Below are 7,406 nucleotides of genomic sequence, written 5' to 3' on the forward strand. Positions count from 1 at the left end.
GGCCGATGGTGTTGCGGCGCATGCCCGCGCGCCGGGTCAGTCCCGGAGTGAGGCGCTGCGGGATGGACGGGCGTTCTGGCGGCTCCAGCGGCAGGCGCGTCAGCTGGCCTGCCACGTCGACGCTGACGGCCACGTCGGGTCGGGGCTGTCGCTGGCGGCGCGGTTCCGGCTGGTCGGGGCGGCGGTGTCGGTGGTGCTGCTGGCCCTCGGGCTGGTGGTCGCGCCGTGGCTGGCGGATGTGATCGGCCCGGACCTGACCACGGATGACTCGTTGTGGTGGCTGGCCGGGCAGCTGGACGGCCTGGCGCAGTGGTGGGACGGGCTGAGTCCGGCCGAGCAGATCGCGATCGGTGTCGCGGCGGGCGCGGTGCTGGCGGTTCCGTTCGGGCTGGGCGGGGGACTGTTCGCTGCCGGGGTCGGCACGTATGTGGCCGAGCACGGGACGGGGCTGGGGGACCTGATCGAGGACCCCGAGGCGGCGGTGGCGGACTACGCCGCGAGCGCCACACCGGCGGGTGTGCTCCTCGATGTGGCCGAGCTGGGGTTGACTTTCATCCCGCCCGCTGCGGGCGCGGTCCCGGGCACGATCGTGCGGGGCGGGGTGAAACAGGCAGCCCGGGAGTACCGCGCTGTCGGGCCGGCGGACTTCTGGGCCGGGCGTCGTGCCGCGATGCGCGAGGCCCCGGAGGCGGGGCACCTGAGGTTCGGCGATGACCTGCCGCGGCCGACGGGCTACCCGGAGTGGGTCACGTACCCGAAGAAGCCCCGGGGCCGGTTGCCGGCAGACTTCGAGCCGGGCTGGGCAGCCGTGGCGCAGGGCGAGAAGGGGATGGCCTACCAGGAGCAGATCACCGGGGTGGGCAGGCTGCCGGACGGGCGGGTCCCGGAATACGTCGTGAAGAACCCCGACACCGACCTGCCCGTCTCCTTCGACGGGAGGACCCTGCGAGGGGACCCACCCCACGAGGTGTTCCTCGATGCCAAGGACGGCTACGCCGACCTGGCCAGCAACCCGGGCCGGCCATGGACCAGGGGCATGAAGGACGGGATATTGGATGCGGCGAAACGGCAGACAGACGCTCTGCCCGAAGGAGCCGTGCTGGAGTGGAAGGTCTCCGACCCGCGCGGCGCTGACGCCATCCAGAAGCTTCTGGATGATGAGAAGTTCTTCAACATCGACGTCGAGTACGTTCCGAAGGGATGATGCATGTGGACCACCGCTTGGCTGATACGACTGAGGCCACTATGAGTGCCGTCTGGGACGGTCGTGCCGAGAGCGCAGACGCGGTCGCCCGGAGGACGCAGGCGACGATCGAGCGTCTTGAATCCGTTTGCCCGGTTGATGGGTGGCGATACCCGGACGGCAACGTGTGGGGACTCTGGCCGTCGGGTGAGAGGGAGCAGGCGGCTTGGGTCGAGTCGAAGGTCTTTCGTTCTGAGGACGGCGACCCTGAGCCCGTCAACGGCTACTCGTTCTCGCTCAGCCAGCAGACTGATGGGTTGAGTGTCGACTTGCGGATCGGGGCCGGCGGGAGCCTCATGGGGGGACGTCGACCCAGCAACCATGTGGGGGTCACGCTTCGGGAGACTGTCGCTGGTGGCTTCACCACTGCGGTCGTGGATCCGATTGTCGAGGCCGTGGTTGACGTGTGGGAACCCTTGACTGCGGAGTTTCGGGACCGGGCGGTGCTGGACATTGCCCGCCCGACGAGTGCGTGGCAAGTGGTCTGGGGCTACCGCACGTGGGTACATGACAAGGTGGCTACGATCGCGGAGGTTGCCGAGGGAGTGGCGGTGTCACGGCTGGGAGCGGGCACGCTGCTGTCGGCCCCGGATGAGTGGACGACCGAGCAGGTCGTGGACGCGATGCGCCAGACGTTGGCGATGAACGACATCGACGAGGTCCCCCACCGGAAGCGAAGGTAATGGGCTGGGGCTCAAGGCGGGTCCAATCTAAGGACAGACTTGGTGCAGCCGGATGCGGTCGCCCGGAGCTTGGTTGACGTAGTGGATGGCCCCCTGGACGTCGACCACCTCGATGACCTCCATGCCCTCCGGCGGGGCGACGTCGGCCATCGCGCCGCGCGGCACCAGCGCGGTGCGGAATCCCAGCCGCGCCGCCTCCGACAGCCGGCGCTAGACACCCACCGCGGGCCGCACCTCCCCGCTGAGACCCACCTCGCCGAGGTGAGCAGGTCGTGGGGGGCCAGCTTGTCCATGATCGCGCTCGCGATCGGCGGGCGCGGTCTTGGCGGTTCCGTTCGGGCTGGGCGGGGGCCTGTTCGCTGTCGAAGTCAGGTCCGAGACGTAGCCGTGACGGTGACGGCCGACCCATGCGCCCAACCTACGATGGGGCGCGTGAAGAGGACACGTCGCAGCCAACCCAAGCCGTTCCCGTTCATCGCGACCGGGGCGATCATCGGGCTGATCGTCTTCGGGGTCATCTCGATGGTGGGTCCGGACCGCAACGAGGGCTACGGCATCACCTACGACCCGGGCGCCGCGCTCGGGTACATGAGCGTCCTCGGCCTCTGCGTCGGCGCGCTCGTTGGCGCCGTCGTCGTGGCACTGCTCACGTACCGGCGCTGACGGGCGCGACGTACAGGCGTTGAGCGGCTGGACCGGTTAGGGTCACGGGGTTGTCAATCCTCGGTCCAGGAGGTCGGAAGTTGCGAGTTGCCAGCGCTGTGAAAGCCGTGAAGCAGGCCCGCCGGAGCGGGTCCGCGGAGTGGCGCTCCTACTGGCGTGAGCGTCCCGTGGACCGGGGCCGGGTGCTCTACGAGTCCTTCGCCGGCAACGGCGCCCTGGGCAACCCGGAGGCGATCTTCCGAGCGCTCATGGCCGACCCCTCCTTCGATCACCTGACCCATGTCTGGGTCCTGTCCAAGGAGGCGTGGTCGGGAGCGAGCATCCGCGCGGAGTTCGCGAACCACCCCCGGGTGGAGTTCGTGCGGTACAAGTCCCCGCAGTACTTCCGTGCGCTCTTCACCGCCGGGTACGTCATCAACAACGCGACCTTCCCGACGGAGTTCACCAAGCGGGACGGTCAGGTCTACCTCAACACCTGGCACGGGACCCCCTTCAAGACGATGGGCTACGACGAGCCGGGCGGGGGACCGAACGCCCGCAACGTCATCCGCAACTTCCTCTCCGCGGACTACCTGCTCGCCGCCAACGGCTTCGTCGCCGAGCGGATGTACGAGCAGGCCTACCGGCTGAGCAACATCCACCCCGGCCGGATCATCACCGAGGGGTCGCCGCGGGTGGACCGGCAGTTCCTGGACGAAGGGGGCAAGGAGCGGGTCCGCCGACGGCTCACCGACTCGGGGGTCTCCATCCGGCCGGACCAGAAGGTGGTCCTCTACGCGCCCACCTGGCGGGGGACCTCCTTCCAGAAGCCCACCAACGACATCGTGCGGCTGGCCAAGTGCGTCCGGGAGCTGAAGCGTCGGCTGCCCGATGACCAGCAGGTGCTGCTGCGGGTGCACCAGCAGGTGTACAACTTCGCGCTGGAGCACCCCGACCTCGCCGACATCCTCGTGCCGAACGAGGTGCCGAGCAACGAGGTGCTCGGGCTGACCGACGTGCTCGTGACCGACTACTCGAGCATCTTCTTCGACTTCCTCGCCACCGAGCGGCCGATCGTCTTCTACGCCCCGGACCTGGACGACTACGACGACTACCGGGGCTTCTACCTCGACCCGCAGGAGCTGCCCGGGCCCGTCGTGCGCACGGTGACCGACCTGGGCGACGTGCTGCTCGCGACCGGGACCGGCAGCGGGGCCGACCCCGTGGTCAGCCACGGCGCGGTCCGCGACGAGGCGCAGTCGATCTACGCCTCCCGCGAGGACGGCGGGGCCTCCCGGCGCGTCATCGACGTCGTCTTCCGTGGCTCGCGCGAGCACGACGTGCGCCCCGTCGCCTCCGACGGGCGCACCCGCATCCTGCTCTACCTCGGCGGCATGCGCTCCAACGGCATCACGACCTCGGCGCTGAACCTGCTGAACAACATCGACCACGACCGCTTCGACGTCTCGGTGCTCTACCAGTACTCCTCGAGCAAGGAGGTCCGGGCCAACGAGGCGAAGATCCACCCGCGGGTGCGGGTGCTGCCGCGCTCCGGCGGGATGCTGTGGTCGCTGCGCTCGGAGCGTGAGCGCGCCCAGATCCTGCACGGGGGAGAGGCCGCCCGCGGGCAGTCCTTCGAGGTCGCCGAGCGGATGTTCGGCTTCGAGTGGCGCCGCTGCTTCGGTCTGGCCGAGTTCGACCACATCATCGACTTCAGCGGGTACGCGGCCTTCTGGGCGCTGCTGCTGCAGCAGGGGCCCGCGAGGAGCCACTCGATCTGGCTGCACAACGACCTCAAGGCCGACCAGATGCGCGAGGTCGACGGTCAGCGGCCGCACGAGCTGAACCTCGGCTCGGTCTTCAACACCTACGCCGACTTCGACCACCTCGTCTCGGTCTCCCCGGCGCTGATGGAGATCAACGCGAAGAACCTCGCCGATGCCGCGCCCCGGGAGAAGCACACCTACGCGCGCAACACCATCGACGACTCCTACATCACCCGGATGGCCTACGGCGAGCGGCTCGTCGATCCGGACACCGATGCCAGCGTCCCGGTCGCCGACCTACCGCGTGCCGTGCGCGAGCTCTCCGACGTGCACGGCGTCGCCACCCTCGAGGCGGCGGTGCAGCGCCACAGCGTGGTCCGCGAGCTGATGCCCCGGGAGAAGGACGCGAAGGTCTTCGTCACCATCGGCCGGCTCTCCCCGGAGAAGAACCACGAGCGGCTCATCCGGGCCTTCGACCTCGTCCACCAGGAGGACCCGCGCTCCCGGCTGATCATCATCGGCGGCGGGCCGCTGCAGCAGGAGCTCACCGAGCTCTCCCGTGACCTGGGGCTCGGCTCGGTCGTGACGATGGCCGGCCAGCAGAGCAACCCGCACGCGGTCCTGGCCCGATCCGACGTCTTCGTCCTCTCCAGCGACTACGAGGGCCAGCCCATGGTCATCCTCGAGGCGCGGGTGCTCGACCGGCCGGTGGTCTCGACGAACTTCGACTCCGTCGGTGGGTCACTGACCGACGGGGTCGGTCTCGTCGTCGAGCGCGACGTCGAGGCCCTCGCCGACGGCATGCGGGCGGCGCTGCGCGACGAGGTGCCCAACCCCCCCTTCGACCCCGCCGAGTACAACCGGGAGGCCACCCGGGAGTTCTACCGGGTCCTCGGCGTCGCTCAGTCGGAGTAGCCGAAGCGCTTGTAGTCCGCCTTGTAGAAGTCGCGGACCAGCCGTTCGGCCCTCGGGGTGACCTCGACGTCCTTGCTCGAGTGCTTCGTCGCCGAGCTACCCTCGCGCACGCGGGGCAGCTCGGCGGGCAGGCCGAGGTCCCACTTCTCGTTCAGCGTCGTGGCCATCGTGTCCAGGCCGTCCTCGAAGCGGAAGACCTCGGTGCCCTCGACGAGGAAGTCCGCCTGCGGGCGGATGTGGTTGTCGTGGATGAAGGGGTGCCTCCGGTACTTGGAGAGGCTCTTGGCCACCCACTCCTCGACGGCGCGGCCGCTGATGGAGAAGTCGTCCTGGCGGTGACGCCACAGGTACTCGGACTTGATCCGCGCCATGGGGTCGCGCACGACCGCGAAGATCCCGTCGAAGCGCTCGATGCGGAAGAGCATCTCGAGCATCTCGCGGTGCATGTGCTGGGGCGTGCAGCGACGGATGTCGTTCCACGACGTCGGCCCGACCCGCCCGTCCTTGTAGAGCGTGTCGTACCCCACGTCCGCGAAGGCCCGCTCGATGCTCGAGCCTCCCGTCTTGGGGATGTGGATGAAGAGGAACTTGCGCTCACCCTTGCGGAAGACAGGCATGGGGATCCTTTGCTCGAGATGCCGTCACGACGTTGACCGGACTCTACCGACCCCGTGCGTTGTGGAAGACTGGTGTGGTGCCACGCGGAGACGGAAACCTGTCCCATGACCTCCTGCCCGGCGAGAAGGGGCCACAGGACGCCTGCGGCGTCTTCGGGGTCTGGGCCCCCGGCGAGGACGTCGCCAAGCTGACCTACTACGGGCTGTACGCGCTGCAGCACCGGGGCCAGGAATCCGCGGGCATCGCCACGTCCAACGGCGAGGCGCTGCTCGTCTACAAGGACATGGGCCTGGTCTCCCAGGTCTTCGACGAGCGGACCCTCTCGACCATGCGTGGCCACCTGGCCGTCGGCCACTGCCGCTACTCCACGACCGGCGGGTCGACGTGGGAGAACGCCCAGCCGACCCTCGGGGGGCACGACGCCGCCACGGTCGCACTCGCGCACAACGGCAACCTCATCAACTCCGCCGAGCTGCGCGACCTCGTCGAGGCCCACGACCAGGAGCCGGACGACGTCGGGCAGCGCCGGATCACCGATGGCGAGCTGCGCCGGGGCAACACCTCGGACACGGCGCTGGTGACCGCGCTGCTGACCCGCGACCCGGACCGCACCCTCGAGGCCGCGGCGATGGACCTGCTGCCGCGGCTGCGCGGCGCCTTCTGCTTCGCCTTCATCGACGAGGACACCCTCTACGCCGCCCGGGACCCGCAGGGCCTGCGTCCCCTCGTCATCGGCCGCCTGGAGCGGGGCTGGGCCATCGCCTCGGAGACGGCCGCTCTGGACATCGTCGGGGCCTCCTTCGTGCGGGAGGTCGAGCCCGGTGAGCTCGTCGCCGTCGACGAGGAGGGGCTGCGCACCCGCCGTTTCGCCGAGGCCGACCGCAAGGGCTGCGTCTTCGAGTACGTCTACCTCGCCCGCCCGGACACCTCGATCAACGGCACCACCGTCCACGAGGCCCGGGTCGAGATGGGCCGCACGCTCGCCCGGGAGCACCCCGTCGACGCCGACCTGGTCATCGCGACCCCGGAGTCCGGGACCCCCGCGGCGATCGGCTACGCCCAGGAGTCGGGCATCCCCTTCGGCCAGGGCCTGGTGAAGAACGCCTACGTCGGGCGCACCTTCATCCAGCCCAGCCAGACGATCCGCCAGCTGGGCATCCGGCTGAAGCTCAACCCCCTTCGCCACGTCATCAAGGGCCGGCGGCTGGTCATCGTCGACGACTCGATCGTGCGCGGCAACACCCAGCGGGCCGTGGTCCGGATGCTGCGCGAGGCCGGCGCTGCCGAGGTGCACGTGCGCATCTCCGCGCCGCCGATCAAGTGGCCCTGCTTCTTCGGGATCGACTTCGCCAGCCGCGCCGAGCTGATCGCCAACGGCCTCGGCGTCGAGGAGATCTGCACCTCGCTCGGCGCGGACTCCCTCGGCTACATCAGCGAGGAGGGCATGGTCGCCGCGACCTCCCAGGAGCCGGAGCAGTTGTGCACCGCCTGCTTCTCCGGCCGGTACCCGATGGAGCTGCCGAGCCGCGACCGGCTGGG

Annotated in this window: 7 protein-coding genes; 5 read left to right on the top strand and 2 right to left on the bottom strand. The window is 69.6% G+C overall.

The genetic code is table 11. The annotated features are described in order from the left end of the window. Nucleotides 1-1,204: Tox-REase-5 domain-containing protein (locus JCO01S_RS14895; protein WP_218002292.1), on the top strand; the 1,204-nt coding region annotated here is incomplete at its 5' end. Continuing rightward, on the top strand, nt 1,201-1,926 hold the full coding sequence (locus tag JCO01S_RS16150) for a hypothetical protein (RefSeq protein WP_218002293.1): 726 nt from the start codon (nt 1,201-1,203) through the stop codon (nt 1,924-1,926). The genes JCO01S_RS14895 and JCO01S_RS16150, both read left to right, overlap by 4 nt. Before the next feature lie 27 nt (nt 1,927-1,953). On the opposite strand, the gene JCO01S_RS16400 is transcribed toward JCO01S_RS16150, so the two are convergent. Further along, nucleotides 1,954-2,076, bottom strand: a complete 123-nt coding sequence (locus JCO01S_RS16400) for a hypothetical protein (protein WP_281189246.1) — start codon at nt 2,074-2,076, stop codon at nt 1,954-1,956. Between the two features lie 282 nt (nt 2,077-2,358). Between JCO01S_RS16400 and JCO01S_RS14905 the strand changes: the two genes are divergently transcribed. Both JCO01S_RS14905 and JCO01S_RS14910 read left to right on the top strand, forming a co-directional pair. After that, nucleotides 2,359-2,589 carry a hypothetical protein gene (locus JCO01S_RS14905; protein ID WP_068257523.1) on the top strand — a complete coding sequence of 77 codons (231 nt, stop codon included), beginning with the start codon at nt 2,359-2,361 and terminating at the stop codon, nt 2,587-2,589. Nucleotides 2,590-2,696: 107 nt separating this feature from the next. Continuing rightward, the gene (locus JCO01S_RS14910; protein ID WP_169796969.1) at nt 2,697-5,249 is read left to right on the top strand and encodes a glycosyltransferase; all 2,553 of its coding nucleotides are present in this window, start codon (nt 2,697-2,699) and stop codon (nt 5,247-5,249) included. Here the strand turns inward: JCO01S_RS14910 and JCO01S_RS14915 are convergent. Further along, nucleotides 5,237-5,866 (bottom strand): sulfotransferase family 2 domain-containing protein, encoded by a 630-nt coding sequence (locus JCO01S_RS14915; protein WP_068257529.1) that lies wholly within the window; start codon nt 5,864-5,866, stop codon nt 5,237-5,239. The two genes, JCO01S_RS14910 and JCO01S_RS14915, sit on opposite strands and share 13 nt — an antisense overlap. 77 nt (nt 5,867-5,943) lie before the next feature. Between JCO01S_RS14915 and purF the strand changes: the two genes are divergently transcribed. Further along, on the top strand, nt 5,944-7,406 hold a 1,463-nt coding region (gene purF / locus JCO01S_RS14920; protein WP_174521077.1), incomplete at its 3' end, for an amidophosphoribosyltransferase.

This window comes from Janibacter corallicola NBRC 107790, from assembly GCF_001570965.1.
In the GTDB taxonomy this organism is placed as follows: Bacteria; Actinomycetota; Actinomycetes; order Actinomycetales; family Dermatophilaceae; genus Janibacter; species Janibacter corallicola.

Coding starts and splice junctions, on each gene's coding strand:
- JCO01S_RS16150 (WP_218002293.1), top strand. CDS start 1,201: ATGATGCATGTGGACCACCGCTTGGCTGATACGACTGAGGCCACTATG.
- JCO01S_RS16400 (WP_281189246.1), bottom strand. CDS start 2,076: ATGGCCGACGTCGCCCCGCCGGAGGGCATGGAGGTCATCGAGGTGGTC.
- JCO01S_RS14915 (WP_068257529.1), bottom strand. CDS start 5,866: ATGCCTGTCTTCCGCAAGGGTGAGCGCAAGTTCCTCTTCATCCACATC.